Here is a 17399-nt window from a genome sequence, read left to right on the forward strand (position 1 = left end):
TATTGGCTCCAATAAAAAATAATATTAATTAACGCAAATACTCACAGTACTAAAAATCCTATCCCAAAAAGATCAAGGTGGTACTAACAATAAAAATCCCCTGACTTATTTGTCGTGCACAACATCTACTGGCCCGTGATCATCGCAGTGATCCCCGTGGACATGGTGTAATCTCCCTTCCACGAGGTAATCAAAGTGGTCGCCATGGGGGATACGTTCGTGCCCACAGTCCTCCCCATGCACGTGGGTTGCGTGAGTGGCGGTCTTAACTGGATTACAGGCATCTGGGTTTCTCTTGCTTATTTCCAGTACATGTTCATCGTAGTGACCCTGATGAGGGTGATGCAGATGCCCGTCATGTACATAACATACGTGGTCGCCATGCTGGATGGCGGCATGGCCGCAGTGGGGGCCGTGTTTGTGGGAATGGTTGTGTGCCTGCTGGCAGTGGTTGTTGGCCATAACAGATCCTCGTATGAGATGGTGCTCAGGGCTCTTAGCATCTACTCACTAAATAGACAGCCGGATACCACCGGGTCACGTCCATTCATTAGGTGCTTAATAAGAACTGTAGGAATGCCGGCGATCTCTTTCAAAGGGATAGTTGCTGATTTACTTTTCTAAACTCGGCGCTGCCTGGGCATTCTGGCCAAATACGTGAGCCCTCTAGGAAGCGGTGTGACTATCGTTATAGATTTGACCTCAAATGCAGCTTGCAATCGATTGCATTGGCGGATTATAGTCATCATCGCGGTGTCGTCTCACAGGACAGGTTTGGCCGGGTTTTGCAATCGATTGCATTGTTGTGCCGGCCACCAACACCAATAAATCAGATAAGAATGACGATGAGAGGGAAGTGTTGATGAATAAGAAACCTCTGGCGCGAGCAGTCTCCCTGGCGGCAGTATCACTTGGCTTCTGTAGTATCGCGATCGCCCAAGAAGCTGTTTCTCCAAGCAGTGATGAAAATCTAGTGATGGAAGAGGTGATTACTACGGGTACCCCAGGTGGTACCGGTATGCGCAAGCTGGATGCCAGCTTCTCAATCACCACTCTGAGTGACGACGAAATAGGTAAAGCCTCCCCATCAAGTACTGCGGATTTGCTGAAGTCCATCCCAGGCCTTTGGGTTGAAAGTTCTGGTGGTGTGTCTGGTGCGAACATTGATGTTCGAGGCTTTCCTGGTGGCAGCGATGCACCGTTTGTTACGGTTTCTATGAATGGTTTGCCGTTATATCCGGCTCCGACCCTCTCTTTCATGGAAAACTCCTCCTTGTTCCGTGTGGATGAGACCATCCAGCGTGTAGAAGGCCTGCGCGGTGGACCCAATCCGGTATATTCCAATGGCCAGCCAGGTCTTACTACCAACTTTATTCTGAAAGAGGGTACTGAAGAGACCGAGGGCCGCTTTAAATACACCACCTCTGATTATGATCTTCAGAGGGCGGATGCCCTCCTGACGGGGAAGCTCAGTGAAGATGTGTACTTCATGATGGGCGGCTATGTGAGCTCTTCTCCCGGCATTCGCGATGCTGGCTTTGATGCCGAGGAAGGCCACCAGTTTACCTTGCACCTCACCAAGGAAATGGATAATGGCAAAGCCGGTTTCTATATACGCGATACCAAAGATACCGGCACCTGGTACCTGCCAAATGCCTCTTTTTTGGCAACTGATTACACTCAAGTTGGTCCCAGCAATCGCAAGGTTTCAGTACCTGTTTCCCAGGCCGACGGGAATGGTGGCTCAGAAACAAGCTGGGAAACCTTCGATATGGGTGAAGGGCGTGGCTGGGATGGCAGCGTAGCCGGTGCCTACCTTGAGCTGGACCTGGGTAATGGATGGAGTCTTACTGAAAGATTTGGACTTACCAGTGGCAATGCCGACACCCTGGGCTTTGTGCCCAATGGAGGTCCGGTCTCAATCGGTGATCTGCGATACACCGATGGTACAGCTGTAACTTCAGCTACTACAGTGTCTGGGGCAGAAGTCAGCGACGATACCCTGTTACAACAGTTTGGCGCCTGGGTAGTGCGGAAGGATATCGAGGCAACTACCAACGATATCAGCCTGTCCAAAGAATGGGACAGCTTCAAGGTTACAGCGGGCTATTACACCTCTAGCTGGGAAGTAGACGAGTGGTGGTCCCTTGGAAATCAGGATTACTATGTACTTGGTCACGATGGCGAGCAAATTGCGGAAGATATCTCCTGTGATGATGAGGAACTGGATCCCATCCTCTGCTGGAGCTACGACCTTGAAGCTGTGGGTGATGCCCGCGAAAACGCCTTTTATCTCGCCAGTGAATTCTACCTGGGTGATTTTACTTTCGACTTAGGGGTTCGTTCCGCCAACCGTGAGACCAATTACTCCGTTGACGATGGAGAGCGCAATGGGGTCTTTACCACTTACAAGGCGGATGAAGATGGATTCGCCTACACCGCTGCAGTGGATTGGGCCTTTGCGGAAAATATGGGAACTTTCTTCCGAATTAATTCCGGCTTTAAATTCGCGGACTTTGATAACTATCGCGAGTTTGGTGAGAGCTTCCTTGCCGGTTCCGATCTAATCATCGACATCGACCAATACGAGCTGGGCTACAAATTGCAGGACCAAGACTACTCGCTGTTTGCCACGCTCTTCTACAATGAAACCCAGGGTATGCCAGACTGCATTATTGGTAGTACCACTTGTACCCGCCTGGAAACAGAAGCCCTAGGCCTTGAGTTGGATGGTAAAGCCCATTGGGGTGATTTTACATTAGGCCTGAATGCAACCCTGCAAAAGCCGGAGATCACCAGTGGGGACTTTAAAGGTAATCAGGTGATGCGCCAGCCCGAATACCAGGTTCGCCTGAGCCAGAACTATGATTTTACCATTAACAACATTGATATGGCTGTTTTTGGAGGAATCAGTCGGGTAGGTGACCGCTTCAACGATAGCGAAAACTCAGTAACTCTACCCGGTTATACGAAAGTAGACCTGGGGGCCGTAGCCTATCTCAATGATATTACCGTACAACTGGCGGTGGATAATTTGACTGATGAGGATGGCATTACTGAAGGTGATCCCCGTGATCCCCTTGCTTCCAATGTTCGCTATATTTTGCCGCGTAATATCAAGCTAAGCGTGGCCTACGATTTTTAATTCCATACCTCTCCCAAAGGTATTTTAAGCTTTGCCGCACGAACTCCAGCGTGCGGCTTTTTTGTATCTCTCCATCGGGCACCCTTTCGACTTACCTTCCTGATAAGTAACAACTAGTGCCATCGCGCTCTTTTTTGGATGCCTTTGCCTAAATTGGTTTCCCGCCTGTATAAAAGTAATATAAGTTTCACGCCCTTTTGGGATATGAAATAGATAGACAGGAATCTTATACTATCTGTGTTTGTTATTTACTGTAATTGAATCATCAAAAATAGAGTCCATTTTTGTGATGAAATATGAGGTTTCTCTGGGGTGAAAAGCTTGAATTGTGCCTCTTAGAGGGGGTTCTTCTTAAATGCACAAGTCAGATCAATTAGCAGAACCCTCACTAGGTTGTTGTTATGCTGGTTGCTATCCTTCAGATAGCTATTTAAATGTTATTCACCCATGGTGCTAAAACAATAAAAATAAAATTATACGTTCCCACCGAGAATGGGAGTTATATTTATGAGCACGATGGTATCAATGCGCCTGCAATTCATAGTGCGGTGAGAATCAACCCTGATAATGGAGAGATATTCATAGTACTTAGTAGTGGTGACGTTAACCTGGCATCGAAGCTGGGATATCACTGGACCCTCTGGCAAACAGGCTACCCGGATTTTTCTCTGTCGAAAGAGCCCTTCATATTTCTTTGGGTCTATTCTCTATTGGATTACTATTAATTTTAATATTTTTTTTAAAGAATTTTATAGCTGCTAGGAAAAATAAAGGGTCTGAAGCTGCGTATAAAATTAATGGCGAAGTGCTGAAGTAGGTGTTCAAATTTTACGCCTTGCAGGGGATATTTTGCGTAGGTTTTTAATTGATATAAGCACTTTCAAAAATTGCCTTCAAGACTTGAAATAGAAATATATTTTGTTGGAAGTTTATTTTTAAATGCTGATACTGTTTTTAGTAGTGAAACAATGAATTTAAAGATTGGTGGATTTTCTATATGGGATAATTATAATTTATACTGTGGTAAGGCTTATATTTGATAAGCTAATAATTTATATAAAATTAAAGGTGGTTTTGAATATATGGGAGCGTGGATTAGCTTGTTCGTAGCGGGGCTCTTTGAGATTGTGTGGGCTGTGAGTATGAAATATTCGGAAGGTTTTACCAAGTTGTGGCCATCCGTAATTACTGTCATGGCTATGTGGATTAGTTTTGCCTTTCTGTCATATTCGCTTAAATATATACCAATAGGCACATCTTATGCTATATGGGTTGGTATAGGAGCAGTAGGTGTCGCAGTACTTGGTGTTGTATGGTTCAATGAGCCAATAACGCTTGCGCGTATTGCTTGTATATCTCTTATAGTGCTAGGTGTGGTAGGCCTCAAGTTGGTTGCATCTTCGGATGTGTCTGCTTAGGTCATTATCCACTAATGAGCAATTTTGGTATCGCTACGTTGCCCGAAACTTCCCAGGCTTAAAATTACCTGGCAGTAAGCTCAGGCCTTTTAGATGGCAAACTACTGATAAAACAACAGATGCAGGATGGAATTAATGTTACCTAATAAAATCTATCTAATAGATAGGTCAAAAGACCTGGTGGAAGCCTGGCGTCAGGTTTTTGAAGGAATTGATATTTTTGAAGTTGTAGAGGGAGATTATTTTTCGATATCCGCCGATGCCATGGTGAGTCCGGCCAATAGCTTTGGAATTATGGATGGAGGTTTGGATCTTCCAATCCGGAATACATTGGGTTTTGAAGTTGAGGAGAGGTTACAGGAAAGAATCAAGTCTGATTTCCATGGTGAGCTACCTGTAGGGGCGGCAATAATAGTTCCAACATCTAATGACAGTTGGCCGTACCTTATAGCTGCTCCAACAATGCGCGTACCAGAAGATATATCCACTACGTTAAATGCTTATCATGCTTTCAGGGCTATTCTAAATTCCGTTCAGATGTTCAATCTGTCACCTAATGGCTGTCAGATAAATTCAATTGTATGTTCAGGATTGGGCACGGGAATAGGCAACTTATCAGTTAGGCGCTGTGCGGGACATATGAGGGCGGCCTATAGTTATCTGTCCAAGCCTTCCAGGATTCCAAGTTATAATGAGATTCATGAGTCCCATAAAAAGTTACTATTAACATACTAAGATTTTTTGATAAATTTTATTGAGTTGATACTGGATTTTTGTAGTTCAATATTAATGGTCAGTATTTCCGGAGCAGCTAGTTATGAATACAGTCGAATTCAGGAGGCTCAACGCTATAAACCAGAAGGAATTATTAGCTGTTCTTAATGAAGATAAACTCAGAGTGCATCTGATTGATCACGCATACTTTGATGACAATTCTCTGAAACACTGGGTCGAGGCCAAACTTATAGTTGACTCTCTTCCAGGTTGTCGAGTTAGAGCTGTCTGCATAGAGGGTAAAATTGCCGGGTGGTGTGGGATCCAGCCAGATGATCATGGTTATGAGCTGGCAATTGTCTTATCCCAGAAATTTTGGGGGCTAGGGATAAGTTTGTTCAAGATTTTGATGCGTTGGGCAAATGAATTCAAACATAAAGAAGTGCTATTTCATTTGTTGGATACCAGGCCAGATTATAAAGTATTGAGTAAAATTGCGAGTCGAGTGATTAAGACATATCAACTGGGGCGCAGCTTTAACACCTATTTTATTGATGTAAGGCGTAGCCTTATGGATAGTATTTAATAATCTGAGTGGTATCCCCTAGAAAGCCCGATTATAAGGACAGTTATAAATTGGGGGGGATGGAACTAGATGGCCAATACTAGCAGTGGTGTCACTCAACGCCGAAGATAGATACTCATTATCTTCAAAGAATTAGACCGATCCAATGTACTCACCACGTGCTGGATAATCGTTTTCTTGGACAAATTCGAGTGCTCCGATCATTTCTTTGAAATGTGGACGCACGAAAGGCATGGTTTGCACTATGGCAAAATAGAGCGTGCTATCATTCCGAACCAGAAACACACCTGGTTCAGAGAAAAGGATAGGCTCTTCGATACCTACAGAAGTGGCTCCATGACCTGATGAAAGGTAAAGGCCCCACTCTTTTGCGACTTGCAGGGGCAAATTATAGCCAATACGTAAATCAGGGTAAGCAACCTTTTCAGCCATCTTTATGGCATTATTTTTGTCGTCTGAGGATACTGCTATTGTTTTAACTCCTTTCGCAAGGAATTCAGGCGTCAAACGGCCAAGTTCCTTCAAGTAAGAAACGCAGATAGGGCAGTGAAAGCCACGATAGAACACAACCAGAGTTGCATAACCGGGGGCGTCTTTAGATAAGTCAAATGTACCGGATGATAAGGTTTCCACGACCAGATTAGGTACAGGATGTTGGGGGGATTCGCTTTGTTTTCTTCTCATTATCATTCTGTAGAATGTGTTGCAGCTGTTTGAACAAGTAGATTTTAAACTGTAAAAGTTTGGTTTAGAATCTAGACAGGCACTGTGATTTCATTGATTGTGAAGTTTTGTATAACCATAAATACATCAAGTTACCTATTTTCTGGTGAAGCGCAATTAATACTGTCGACATAGCTGTCAATATAGCTGAAATTCGGTCAGCCAGAGTAAGTGTATTTGGTTTGGTAGAAAGAAAATTGGCGCTTTTTTGGATGTTTTTTTTAATCAGTAACGCGAGATAGTATTAATATCCGTTATCGATTTTGAATTAAGGGTAAGCAGAAGTCATCATAAAATGAAGAAAGTAGCGATATTTGGAAAGCCTGGGGGAGGAAAGTCTACTCTTGCCATGAATCTGGCTGCTGTTACGGGTCTTAAATATTTCCCACTGGATACGGTAGAGTATAATAAAAATGGTGAGCGTATTTCTCCTGAAGATTTTTTGGGCGAACACTCTAAACTAATTGAATCTGATAACTGGATAATTGATGGCTTGGGTACGATGGAGTCGTTTTGGGCACGTATTGATGCAGCCGATACGCTCATTATTGTTGACTTGCCATATTATATTCATTACTGGTGGATTACTAAAAGGTTGTTAAAAAGTTGTTTTGTGAGGCCCGTAGGTTGGCCTGAGGGCAGTTCCGTTCTAAAAGGTACATTCGCAAGCTGGCAATACTTGCGATTATCACCCAGATTCTGGAGTGATGAATTATTTGATAAAATACAATCTCTAGGCGAAAACAAAAAGATATACAGGATTGAGAAGGTAGATGAGATTAATAGTTTTGCGCATCGATTTTCGAGAACTGATACTAATATTTAGCCGGTAAACTTATCAAATAAATAGGCGTATTGATGTCTAAAATACATGGTTTTGCCTATATTCAATTTTGCTTCGATTGCTTGATTGTAAAATTTTATAAGTTGTCATTCTTTGCTGCATACAAATTGATATCCCGGGTATTGGGCAATGTCTAAGTGTTTGAGCCGGTGTTGTTTTATAACTGCAGGCCTTTCTTAGGCATTAAACTCTTCCTTTGTCTACCTCAATCAATTTCTCTTAACGGTGCTATGCTTAGTGTTTTTATTATCGGAGCATTGCCAGGTGACTCGAGACATCTTTCTAAAAGTTGGGCTTATTGTGGTACTTGCCCTAAATACTACGGCTCAATCAATTGCTTTTACGACTAAGGAAGATCGGCATAAAGCGGAGAGTTTGATCCAACAGCTTGAAAAAAAATACCTTAGTAATGAGGTGCCCATTATTATTAAAAAACTTGAGGACAATGTATTGCCAGATTCAATATTGCAAGCATTTGCGTTGGAACAGCATTTGATCATTCAGTCAGATCTTCGTAGCAATGCATTATCTTTACATCGATTTGGAGGTTCCTCAAGTCAAATAATTCGACAGTTCTTTACTCGGCTGGTCACCGGTGAGGTTATGGCCAGTGAGCAGTTGCCAGCTCTTATCAAGGCCCTAGAGATCTCTGATAAACAAATTAACGAGTACCAACCATTAGCCGGAGCACAAGCATACCCAGCTTATACTACGTGGTTGGCAAATTATGCTATGCCTGCGGAAATTGCTGCTGCATTGTTGATCAATTTTCAGAGTTTTGGTAAAAATGTTGGACGCATGGCTAAGGCGCTTAAACAGAATAAGAAAATGTCAGACAGCCAGCTCGCATTCTTAATCAGTTTTAGAGAATTGCCCCCTGGATTTCGAGAGCAAGTAATAGATATAGTTGCCAAGGGTTTGGCTTCAGGAATAAGTGAGTTAAATATCGAAACACGTGTTAGGCTTATTCAGTCCTATGAAAAGGAATTCTGGCGAGCACTGGAAAATTCTGGTGATACCAAACGGAATTCCAATTAACCAGTTTATTGGTTCTTTATGGTAGAGAGTATCGGGAATAGATGAATTGACTAATATAATAAACTTGATATAAACAATATATTGGCTTATGAAAGACATAAAGTATTTCAATGATATGTGTGCTGGGAGGTTGCCTGAACTACTTGGTATAAAAATTATTAATTTGGATGAGTTAAAAATATGCGCAGAAATGGATATTACAGCGTCGCATTTAGCTCCAAATGGATACCTGCATGCCGGTAGTGTTGTTTCATTGGCAGATACTGCTTGTGGTATTGGCTGTATTGCAAATTTACCAAAGACTGCAACGGGTTTTACTACTATAGAACTGAAATCGAATCACTTAAGTACTGTACGGGAGGGAAGAGTAGAGTGCATCGCGAGCCCTATACATAAAGGGCGCACTACTCAGGTTTGGGATGCTGTAGTGCTTTGCCTAAAAACTGGTAAAAAAATTTCTCTCTTTCGCTGTACGCAAATGCTGTTGTACCCATAGTCCCATCTGTAGGATATTGTAGAGAAGTACCTTAATGGAGAAATATTGATTACATCATGGGCATACTGAGATAAAATACTTTTTTAAAATCCCATGGCTATTAGCCGGCTTAACTGTGGCTCATAGGTAGCTTTATTCTATGTACCAATATGATTCTGGTGTGAGATTTGGTACCGCTGTGAATTTTTCTAATTTAGTCATATTTTATAAAACTTTGTATGGGTTCCCAAGTCATACCACCAGTGAAGTTAATATCAAGTATATAGCCCTGGCGTTCTTTCATGATTAAAATTCTATTGTTGGTACTCGCTCTCTTATTGATTTCTTTATCAACTGTTGCTGACGACCCGAAGCGAAATCAAATTGGTAGCTGGGGAGGTGTCATATTCAAAAGTGATCCTTTATTGAATTTACATCTTTTCCTGTATGAGTTGGCAAGAGATAGGGATGCTCTGGAGGAGTTCAAGAGTAATGGTGCCATCACTTCTAGTAAGATTTCCATCTTTGAGAAGGCGATTAAAGATTATCGTAAACTTGGGGCGGAAAATAATATTCATATTGTTAGGTCTGAATCTGAAATAGCAAATTTAACTGAAGCTCTGATGACCGGTAAGGGTATTGACAATAGTGAGGCAGAGAATACGTTGGGTCACCATATAAATGAGATTGCTCCATTATATAATGCAACCCTGTGGGGGAAGCACTTAGAGAAGAATCTGGAGTGGCACCAGGAGTTGCAATTTAAGCTAAAGAGGTATGGCAATAAAATATCTGCAGATCTTGAGAGATTGTTTGCTGAAGATTTAATAGTTAATACTCATACGATCAATATTACTTACAAGCCGGGCTTGCGCCAGGGGGCGACAACTTCTGCAAGACGCCACCAAACTATCATCAATAGCACCTATCCAGATTATAGTGGCTGGTTGGCTTTGGAAATGTTCTTTCATGAACTGTCTCACGTTAGTAGTGTTGGAAGAAAAAGTACACTCCGAAGACTGATTGATAAAGAATTTGACAAGTTTGGTGTGGCTGACAAAAAGGGGATATGGCATCCGATTCAGTTTTATACAGTTGGCGAGACTGTGAGAAGGGCTGTTTCAAGGGTTGAGCCTAATTATACGGCCTATGCGAAAGCAAATGGGTTATATAGAGGACACTGGGACTATAAGGTACTTCTTGATAAATATTGGATGCCGTATCTTGATGGCTTGGTCTCCATGGATGAAGCTATAACCAATATTGCTAAAGCCCTTTCAAAAGAGAAGAGTAAAGAATTGACTAAATTTAAAATGTGGGGAAATAAAAGTGCAACCTAAAAACCTGTCTGAACATCCTGAGGGTGGAAGATATCTTGAGGTATTCAGGTCTAATACTGTAGTTACCAATCAAGATGGGCAGAAAAGGTCTGCCCTTACACATATTTATTTTTCATTGAATAATGGGGAGGTTAGTCGTTTTCATAGGGTGCAATCAGATGAAGTATGGAACCTGTATCAAGGCGCTGGATTGTATCTCTATACCTGGGATGGGTTAGGTAAGGAAGTTAAGCGAACTGAGCTTTCTACACAATGTAATACTTTCTGTGATGTTATTCCTGCTGGTGTCTGGCAGGCAGCTGAACCTATCGGAGAATCGGTTCTGGTGGGTTGTTCGGTCGGCCCCGGCTTTGATTTCTCTGATTTTGAGATAATTGATCCACGGTCAGGTACGGCCAATAAGCTACGAAGTATAGACTCCGGTTTTCAAAAGTTTATAGAGCCATAGCAATACATATGAACTGACTGGATGTAGAGGGAGTGGATAGATATGTTTGAGCTGGGAGTAAATATTTCCTTAACTTTACTTTTTGGCTGGTCTTTAATTTGGGTTTTCCTTGCCTGGGGATTGGGAGTTGCCAACTTTGCGCAGGCACATGATAAGTTTGTAAGCTGGTTGGGCTATTGTGTTTGGGGCTTGTTAATCTTGCTGCATTTTTATGCAATATATGCTTTGTGGATGAATCTATTCCCGGCCTATTGGATGGTTATTATTCTGTTCATATCACATTTGCTCTTTGGGTTTGTTTTTGGTCGAAACCTCAGTGCTCGTTAAGAGCTCAAGTGAGATTTACCGAAGTGTACTTGCCCCTAACATGGATCTTTTCCCTCTCCACACAGAAGTGACTACCAAATATGACTATGCTCCGGTAAAGCTGAGTAGCCAGTTTCCAAACCTGCTACTCAGCTTGTATAGCGATATCTAGGGACCTTGGTTAACTAACAACAGCTGCTCTAATTGCCGAGAGAAAGAAGTCTTTTGGATCGAACATCTCTAGGCTGCCGACAATATAGTCGGCACTTCCAAGCGTACTCTCACTTCCTACACCGACAGCAGTCATTCCCTGTGCGGCCTTGATAGCCGTAACACCGGCTGCGGCATCTTCAAAGGCAATGCAGAATTCAGCTTCAACCTGCAGGCCTTGTGCGGCTGCGAGAAAAATTTCCGGAGACGGTTTGGGGGCTGATTGCTCCGGGTCTGCAATGTATGAGAAGAAATCTGATATTCCCAAAGCTTGCAAAACGGCCGGAGCATTTTTACTTGCGGAGGCCAGAGCGATGGGAATTTTTCTCTCGTATAGCCAAGCCAGGAGTTTACCCGCACCTGGCAGAAGATCTTCTGGGGAGAGGCTGCGAATCAACTCCTGATAGCGACTATTTTTACGGGAGGCCAGGGCGAGCTTTGTTTCCTCACTGAAATTACCGCTCTCCCCCCCGAGAATGACTTCTAGAGAGGCCATTCTTTCAAGTCCCTTTAGTTTTTCCTCTGTGTCGTCAGCCCAGGGGCGTTGCAGGGCCTCAGCGAGTTGACGCCAGGCTTGCAAATGTAATCGGGCTGTATCTGCTATTACGCCATCCAGGTCAAAAATTGCCGCACGATAGATCATCAAGATACCTCCTCCATCGCTGCCATTTGGAAAGTTTGCTTTTGTCCGGCTGTGCTCAGCATTACTACCTCTTCGCCGTGATACAGGGTGATTGCCTCTCCGCTTACCAGGGTATAGCTGGCTTGAGGGCGATCGATTTCCAGGGCAAGCGTACGACCGCGGAATTGAAGGCGGAAACGATAGCCGTCCATCCCCTCGGGCACGTAGGGATTAAAGTTCAGTTCGTTGCCGTGCAGGCGCATTCCAGCAAAACCTTGCACCATGCACATCCAGGTACCGCCCATGCATGCGGTATGAATACCATGCTGGGTATTATTGTGATGGTTATCCAGGTCCATACGCGCTACCTGCTGAAAATAGCTGAGAGCTTTTTCCGGATAACCGACTTCGCTGGCAATAATGCTGTGTATACATGCAGACAAGGTGGAGTCGTGGGTGGTGAGAGGCTCGTAAAAATCGAAATCGCGACGCTTTTGCTCTACTGAAAATTCGGAACTTTGTAATAAAAGCCCAAGCACAACATCTGCCTGCTTACAAACTTGATGCCGATAGATAACCAGCGGGTGATAGTTCAGCAATAAGGGGTACTTTTCTTCAGGTGTCTCGGCAAAATTCCATACCGGCTTGTTCAGGAAGCCATCGTCCTGGGGATGGATACCTTCAGATTTGTCAAAGGGAAGGTACATGGCCTCGGCTGCGCGGGCCCAGTTTGCAGGTTCTTCCGACTCCAGCTGGATTTTTTTAACCAAAGTTTGGCAGGCTTCCGGGTCGAAAGATTGTAGCCATTGGAAGACCTCTTCCGCATATTCCAGATGCGCACGAGCCATCAGGTTGGTGTAGAAATTGTTATCTACTAACGCGGTGTATTCGTCTGGTCCGGTGACTTCATTGATGCAGAATTGGTTGTTACGACGCGGATTGAAGTGGCCGGTCTCCATCCACATCCGCGCGCCTTCAATGACTACTTCCGCACCTTTATCTCGTAGGAAATCAGTATCGCCAGTTACCCGGCAGTAGTTACGTACCGCATAGGCGATATCTGCATTGATATGGTATTGGGCGGTACCGGCGGGATAGTAGGCTGAACACTCTTCGCCACCAATTGTTCGCCATGGGAAGAGGGCACCTTTTTGAATGGCCATCTGCCGCGCGCGGGAACGTGCAGACTCCAGAATTGAGTGCCGGTATTCCAAAAGTCCTTTTGCCAATTGTGGCTGGGTATAAAGGAAAAATGGCAACACATAGATTTCTGTATCCCAGAAATAGTGGCCGTCGTAGCCGTCACCGGATAGGCCTTTCGCAGCAATATTAGTGCGCCCATCCCTACCCAGTGATTGGAATAAGTGAAACAGGTTAAAGCGAATCCCCTGTTGCAAGGCATCGTTGCCGCTGACCTGGATATCCGATTCCCGCCAAAAATTCTTCATTTCCAAGTGTTGAGCTTGAGCATGTTCTGTAAAACTATTACGCGCACAACGTTGAAGGTAGTTTTGTACCTGTGAGGCGGTTAAAGGTGCTTTGTTCTGCTCGGCAAAGTAGGCAACATATTTTGTGAGGCGAATTGGGGTATTCCGGTGCGCGCTAAAGCGGTAATCCACCGAGACGCAATCTTCACTGCGGAGATTGCTGGAGGTGAAATCATTATTACTTTCACAGTGGTGTAGTGCCCCACTACAGATAGAGAAGCCGCTGCTTTTAACGAATAATGGCAAAGCGAGATAGTCGCCATCGGCAGTACTTTCAAGCCACTCAATATCTCCACTATCTATAGGTGAGGCTATGCGGGGATCATCACTGCGATCCGCCTGGGCCAAGTCTCCGTCCAAGCGAGATTGCAAGCGTATTTCGCCATCAAAATCGAGGGGAGTTATTTCCAGGCTGACGATAAGCAGGTGTTTTTCACTCAGGGAGACCAGTCGCTGGGCGGTAAGCTCAATGGTCTTGCCGTGAGGTGAACGCCAGGTCAGCGTTCGTTTGGATATGGCGGTGGAGATATCCAGGTGGCGCTCATAATTGATCAGCTCGCCTTCTGCCAAGCTGAAGCGCTCACCGTCAATCCAAATGTGAATCGATTTGCCATCCGGAACTGTCAGCATGCGCTGGTTGTTGCGAGCATAGCCGTAAGCGGATTCGCCGTAGCTGATCGGTTCACTGGCATAGACACCGTTGAGGTAGCAACCATCGGTGAATGGTTCCGGTTCATAGCCCTCTTCAAATGCGCCACGCAGACCGATATAGCCGTTACCGAGAGAGAAGAGGGTGGCGTTGAGGCAATAATCCTCGGGTTGGAAGCTATTTTCTACCAGGCTCCAGGGATGAATCTCGTGTTTGACTTGTTGTTCTTGCTTCATACCACATCACAGAATCAGTTATTTAGGTTCCACCCCAAGCGGTTGCTTTTCTTGGGCAGGCAGGTTTCAGTCTATCTCCAATTGATATTATTTTGCAATCGATTGCAATTGTGAAAATGTAAAGGTTATAACCATGAATATCGACTGGATCTCATAAACAGATATATCCATAAGTGATTGATATTTAAAAATAAAATAGTTTATTAGAGTGATGAACTGATTGGTTTTGTGACTGGATTGGAAGAAAGGTATCCACTTAATATTCCACATGAAATGCAATCGTTTGCATTAAGTGGGTACTTTAAGCAATACTGAGGCCTCAGGCGATGATCACGCAGGTTTCATTAGCCTCACAAAATTAGATCAAAAAATGTACAATAACAGGCTGGTACGGCTTAGCGCCTGAGCCATAGACCGATGAAGAATTTGTTATGAATAATCAGCGCATACTGCTTTCCCTATTCGCCATTTATTTTGTGTTTGCCATTCTGCTAAACAGCGTGGGCACAGTAATCATGCAGGTAATCAATACTTATGGTGTGAGTAAATCTGCCGCCAGTGTATTGGAGGGTTTTAAGGATATCCCTATCGGTGTGGTTTCATTCCTGGTGGCTTCACAGTTGCCACGCTTGGGATTCAAGAAAGCGATGTTGATAGGTCTGGCGATTGTTGCTGTGGCTTGTACCGCTATGCCGATACTGCCGGGGTTCTGGACAGCCAAACTGCTGTTTCTGTCTGTTGGTGTCGCCTTCGCTTTGGTCAAAGTCGCTGTTTATTCAACCGTTGGTTTGCTTGCGAGAGATCGCAAAGAACATGCGAGCCTGCTAAATACCCTCGAGGGGGTTTTTATGGTGGGTGTGTTGGGGGGCTATTGGCTTTTCAGTGCGTTCATTGATTCCGCCAACCCTGGCTCAACTACCTGGTTAAGCGTCTACTGGGTATTGGCAGCTATTTGTGCTGTCGCCTTCGTCCTGCTGTGGACTACTGAAATGAATGAATCGGGGACTCGTATTGAGGGGGCCAGCCCTCGTCAGGAGTTCCTGGCAATGATCAAGCTAATGGCCAAACCGCTGGTATATATCTATGTGATTTCTGTGTTTATCTATGTGCTGATTGAGCAGGGAATCGGCAGTTGGCTGCCTACATTTAACAATGAGATTCTTAAGCTGCCGGCTGCTATGAGTGTCCAGGCGGCCAGTATTTTCGCAGCAGGCTTGGCGATAGGGCGGCTCGGTGCGGGGGCTATCATGCGGCGTCTGCACTGGTACCCGGTTCTCAATATCTGCCTGTTGGCAATGGCGCTGTTGGTAGTATTAACCTTGCCATTGTCGAGTAATGTCCAGCCAGATCCAGATATCAGCTGGCTCAATGCGCCGATAGCCGCATTTGTCCTCCCATTGATAGGCTTGTTTATGGCCCCCGTATATCCGGCGATCAACTCAGTGATGCTGAGCTCACTGCCCACACACCAACACTCCGCAATGACCGGGTTACTGGTGATTTTCTCTGCATTGGGGGGGACAACGGGCTCACTAATAACAGGAACCGTTTTTGAGGTATTCGATGGCCAGGTGGCTTTCTATCTGTCGCTGGTTCCTATTTCAGTGATTCTTATTAGCTTATTCTTCTTCCGTCGTGCAGTGGAGCGGCAGGTACCTGGTGAGCAGGCGCTACCGGCCAGCCCGGTGACCTGATCGAAATTTGTCCCTGTTTTACAAATATTTACCACACCCCTAAGATGGCGTATTTCCCGTGAACAAGGTGAAGTACGTCATGCCGAAGGATTCCTCCTCTCCCGTATCCATGTCAGATATTGCACGGTTGGCGGGAGTCTCAGAATCCACGGTTTCCCGCGCTCTGAACAATAATCCGCTGATCAACGAAAAGACCCGTGAGCGTATTCAGCAGATTGCGCGGAGCATGAATTACAAGATTAATGAGAGCGCGCGCAACCTGCGTTTGAAGCGTAGCCATACCATTTCAGTGGTGATCAATACCGGTTGCGCGGGTGGCCAGACGTTTTCCGATCCCTTTATGCTGGACATGATTGGTGCCATTGCCGATAAATTGGCACAGTACAAGTACGATTTGCTGTTCTCTAATAGTATTGCCAGCAATGACGATTGGCACTCCTACCTGATGGGTTCTCGTCGTGCCGATGGGGTCATAGTGATTGGCCAGGGCGTGGATGACAACCCGCTGCGGGAGTTACAGAAACTGGGAGATCCCCTAGTGGTTTGGGGGGGCACCACCAAGCCGGGCTCGGAATACTGCATTGTAAGCAGTGACAACCAGATGGGGGGGCACCAGGCAACTAAGCACCTGCTTAGCCTGGGGCGCAGAAAAGTGATCTTCTTGGGCGACACCGCTCACCCGGAAATCAATGGTCGCTACGAGGGGTACCGCACGGCACTGACTGATACTGGGCTGGGTAAAACTGAACGACAGATTCCGGTGTCTTTCTCTAGCGAGAGTGGTTACCAGACAATTATCGATTTGATTGGTCGGGAGGGGCTGACTTTCGATGGGGTGTTCGCAGCCAGTGACAGCATCGCCATGGGTGCAATCAAGGGCTTGCAGGCATTGGGCCATAAGGTGCCAGAAGATGTAGCGGTGGTGGGCTTTGATGATATTCCCATCGCGCCTTTCTATACCCCACCTCTCACTACAGTGCGCCAGAATATTCACCGCGCTGGCGAGTTGATGGTTGAGAAGGTTATGCGGCTTGTAGGGGGGCAAAGTGCTGAGCCAGAAGTTTTGCCCACTGAGCTGGTGGTGCGGGCTTCCTGTGGTGCAAACCCCGAATACCAGCCGGTTCAGGAGTTCTTTCAAGAGGGGCATGGTTAAAGTAACCTCTAGTCCCTTATCTTTGCCAGTTATTACCCTCTCCTCAGAGGCTTCTCTACTTGGTCCCGCAATTGAGGCTCCGCAGAAACGGTGGAGCCCATTTATCACCTCTTAGGTGGATTCCAATCGTATTTTGGTGCCGTTGGTGTCCGATGCCTACAAGCTGGGCGTGATTACCAGCACCGCTGCTATGGCAGACATTGTACCCCCATAAATATGTTGGGTACTTAACAGTATTCGTTATATTTTCGGCTTATCTATACAAATTGCGGTTGATAAAAACACCTTATAAAAATCCTCAGCAGCATGTA

16 protein-coding genes are annotated in these 17399 nt (G+C 45.1%); 12 read left to right on the plus strand and 4 right to left on the minus strand.

The window, feature by feature from the left end; all coding sequences use genetic code 11:
- Nucleotides 1-105 precede the first annotated feature (105 nt).
- A complete protein-coding gene (locus G367_RS26875) occupies nucleotides 106-462 on the minus strand; it encodes a hypothetical protein (protein ID WP_083922811.1) in 357 nt (118 codons plus the stop codon).
- 400 nt (nucleotides 463-862) lie between these two features.
- Here G367_RS26875 and G367_RS0120100 point away from each other — a divergent pair, with 400 nt between their 5' ends.
- The 4 genes from G367_RS0120100 (at nucleotide 863) to G367_RS0120120 (ending at nucleotide 5863) form a co-directional block, all read left to right on the plus strand.
- A complete protein-coding gene (locus G367_RS0120100) occupies nucleotides 863-3145 on the plus strand; it encodes a TonB-dependent receptor (protein WP_020414959.1) in 2283 nt (760 codons plus the stop codon).
- Nucleotides 3146-4227: 1082 nt separating this feature from the next.
- Nucleotides 4228-4563 (plus strand): DMT family transporter, encoded by a 336-nt coding sequence (locus G367_RS0120110; RefSeq protein WP_020414961.1) that lies wholly within the window; start codon nucleotides 4228-4230, stop codon nucleotides 4561-4563.
- 126 nt (nucleotides 4564-4689) lie between these two features.
- Complete coding sequence (locus tag G367_RS0120115) at nucleotides 4690-5298, plus strand: macro domain-containing protein (protein WP_020414962.1); 609 nt, start codon at nucleotides 4690-4692, stop codon at nucleotides 5296-5298.
- Nucleotides 5299-5380: 82 nt separating this feature from the next.
- Complete coding sequence (locus G367_RS0120120) at nucleotides 5381-5863, plus strand: N-acetyltransferase (protein WP_020414963.1); 483 nt, start codon at nucleotides 5381-5383, stop codon at nucleotides 5861-5863.
- A 132-nt stretch (nucleotides 5864-5995) separates the two neighbouring features.
- Here G367_RS0120120 and G367_RS0120125 read toward each other — a convergent pair whose 3' ends face one another.
- On the minus strand, nucleotides 5996-6547 hold the full coding sequence (locus tag G367_RS0120125) for a peroxiredoxin-like family protein (RefSeq protein WP_040629214.1): 552 nt from the start codon (nucleotides 6545-6547) through the stop codon (nucleotides 5996-5998).
- A 334-nt stretch (nucleotides 6548-6881) separates the two neighbouring features.
- Between G367_RS0120125 and G367_RS24455 the strand changes: the two genes are divergently transcribed.
- The 6 genes from G367_RS24455 to G367_RS0120160 all read left to right on the plus strand — a co-directional run bounded on the left by G367_RS24455 (nucleotide 6882) and on the right by G367_RS0120160 (nucleotide 11058).
- Nucleotides 6882-7412: a P-loop NTPase family protein gene (locus G367_RS24455; RefSeq protein WP_020414965.1), complete on the plus strand. Its 531-nt coding sequence runs from the start codon at nucleotides 6882-6884 to the stop codon at nucleotides 7410-7412.
- 282 nt (nucleotides 7413-7694) lie between these two features.
- The gene (locus tag G367_RS25360; RefSeq protein WP_020414966.1) at nucleotides 7695-8468 is read left to right on the plus strand and encodes a thiaminase II/PqqC family protein; all 774 of its coding nucleotides are present in this window, start codon (nucleotides 7695-7697) and stop codon (nucleotides 8466-8468) included.
- An 88-nt stretch (nucleotides 8469-8556) separates the two neighbouring features.
- Nucleotides 8557-8964 carry a PaaI family thioesterase gene (locus G367_RS0120140; RefSeq protein ID WP_020414967.1) on the plus strand — a complete coding sequence of 136 codons (408 nt, stop codon included), beginning with the start codon at nucleotides 8557-8559 and terminating at the stop codon, nucleotides 8962-8964.
- Between the two features lie 281 nt (nucleotides 8965-9245).
- On the plus strand, nucleotides 9246-10283 hold the full coding sequence (locus G367_RS0120150) for a hypothetical protein (protein WP_020414969.1): 1038 nt from the start codon (nucleotides 9246-9248) through the stop codon (nucleotides 10281-10283).
- Complete coding sequence (locus G367_RS0120155; RefSeq protein WP_020414970.1) at nucleotides 10273-10731, plus strand: cupin domain-containing protein; 459 nt, start codon at nucleotides 10273-10275, stop codon at nucleotides 10729-10731. Before G367_RS0120150 ends, G367_RS0120155 begins: the two co-directional genes overlap by 11 nt.
- A gap of 42 nt (nucleotides 10732-10773) precedes the next feature.
- The gene (locus G367_RS0120160) at nucleotides 10774-11058 is read left to right on the plus strand and encodes a hypothetical protein (RefSeq protein WP_020414971.1); all 285 of its coding nucleotides are present in this window, start codon (nucleotides 10774-10776) and stop codon (nucleotides 11056-11058) included.
- Nucleotides 11059-11218: 160 nt separating this feature from the next.
- Here G367_RS0120160 and pgmB read toward each other — a convergent pair whose 3' ends face one another.
- Together pgmB and G367_RS0120170 are read right to left on the minus strand one after the other, a co-directional pair.
- Nucleotides 11219-11890, minus strand: coding sequence for a beta-phosphoglucomutase (gene pgmB, locus G367_RS0120165; RefSeq protein WP_020414972.1), 672 nt, complete (start codon nucleotides 11888-11890; stop codon nucleotides 11219-11221).
- On the minus strand, nucleotides 11890-14241 hold the full coding sequence (locus tag G367_RS0120170; protein ID WP_020414973.1) for a glycoside hydrolase family 65 protein: 2352 nt from the start codon (nucleotides 14239-14241) through the stop codon (nucleotides 11890-11892). Before G367_RS0120170 ends, pgmB begins: the two co-directional genes overlap by 1 nt.
- Nucleotides 14242-14672: 431 nt before the next feature.
- Between G367_RS0120170 and G367_RS0120175 the strand changes: the two genes are divergently transcribed.
- The gene (locus G367_RS0120175; protein ID WP_020414974.1) at nucleotides 14673-15935 is read left to right on the plus strand and encodes an MFS transporter; all 1263 of its coding nucleotides are present in this window, start codon (nucleotides 14673-14675) and stop codon (nucleotides 15933-15935) included.
- A 79-nt stretch (nucleotides 15936-16014) separates the two neighbouring features.
- On the plus strand, nucleotides 16015-17088 hold the full coding sequence (locus G367_RS24465; protein WP_020414975.1) for a LacI family DNA-binding transcriptional regulator: 1074 nt from the start codon (nucleotides 16015-16017) through the stop codon (nucleotides 17086-17088).
- The last annotated feature ends 311 nt before the right edge of the window (nucleotides 17089-17399 follow it).

It is taken from the genome of Microbulbifer variabilis ATCC 700307 (genome assembly GCF_000380565.1).
In the GTDB taxonomy this organism is placed as follows: Bacteria; Pseudomonadota; Gammaproteobacteria; order Pseudomonadales; family Cellvibrionaceae; genus Microbulbifer; species Microbulbifer variabilis.